Raw genomic sequence first — 1,176 nt, 5'->3', positions numbered from 1 at the left:
TTACTCGACGATTTTCGACACGACGCCGGCGCCGACGGTGCGGCCGCCTTCGCGGATGGCGAAACGCAGGCCGTTTTCCATCGCGATCGGTGCGATCAGCTCAACCTCGAACGACACGTTGTCGCCAGGCATAACCATCTCGGTGCCAGCTGCCAGGGTCACGGTGCCGGTCACGTCAGTTGTACGGAAGTAAAACTGAGGACGGTAGTTCGCGAAGAACGGAGTGTGACGACCGCCTTCTTCCTTGGTCAGGATATAGGCTTCGGCTTCGAACTTGGTGTGCGGTGTAACCGAACCTGGCTTACACAGAACCTGACCACGCTCAACGCCTTCACGGTCGATACCGCGCAGCAGGGCGCCGATGTTGTCGCCCGCTTCACCGCGATCCAGCAGCTTGCGGAACATTTCAACACCGGTACAGGTGGTTTTCTGAGTGTCGCGGATGCCGACGATTTCGATCTCGTCGCCAACATTGATCACGCCACGCTCAACACGGCCGGTCACAACGGTACCACGACCCGAGATCGAGAACACGTCTTCAACCGGCATCAGGAACGGCTGGTCAACAGCGCGCTCAGGTGTCGGGATGTACTCGTCCACGGCAGCCATCAGCTTGCGGATCGATTCTTCGCCGATTTCCGGCTTGTTGCCTTCCATCGCGGCCAGAGCCGAACCTGCGATGACAGGAATGTCGTCGCCGGGGTAGTCATACGAAGACAGCAGCTCGCGGATTTCCATTTCCACCAGTTCCAGCAGCTCTTCGTCGTCAACCTGGTCCACTTTGTTCATGAACACGACCATGGTCGGGATGCCAACCTGGCGGCCCAGCAGGATGTGCTCACGGGTCTGCGGCATCGGGCCGTCAGCAGCGTTCACAACCAGGATCGCGCCGTCCATCTGTGCGGCACCGGTGATCATGTTCTTGACGTAGTCGGCGTGGCCGGGGCAGTCGACGTGTGCATAGTGACGCGTGTCGGTCTCGTATTCCACGTGGGCGGTCGAGATGGTGATGCCACGTGCTTTTTCTTCAGGCGCGCCGTCAATCTGGTCATACGCTTTGAAGTCACCGAAATACTTGGTGATTGCTGCGGTCAGCGTGGTCTTGCCGTGGTCAACGTGGCCAATCGTGCCGATGTTGACGTGCGGCTTATTACGCTCAAACTTTTCCTTTGCCAT

1 protein-coding gene is annotated in these 1,176 nt (G+C 58.8%); it reads right to left on the bottom strand.

What is annotated here, in order from left to right; genetic code table 11:
• Window positions 1-1,176: elongation factor Tu (gene tuf / locus AC2FJF_RS24340; protein ID WP_108861257.1), on the bottom strand; the 1,176-nt coding region annotated here is incomplete at its 5' end.

The sequence above is a fragment of the Ruegeria sp. CDSB013 genome, from assembly GCF_059611165.1.
The sequence above is the reverse complement of the archived record's forward strand: the minus strand, read 5'-3'. Positions and strand labels throughout refer to the sequence as shown.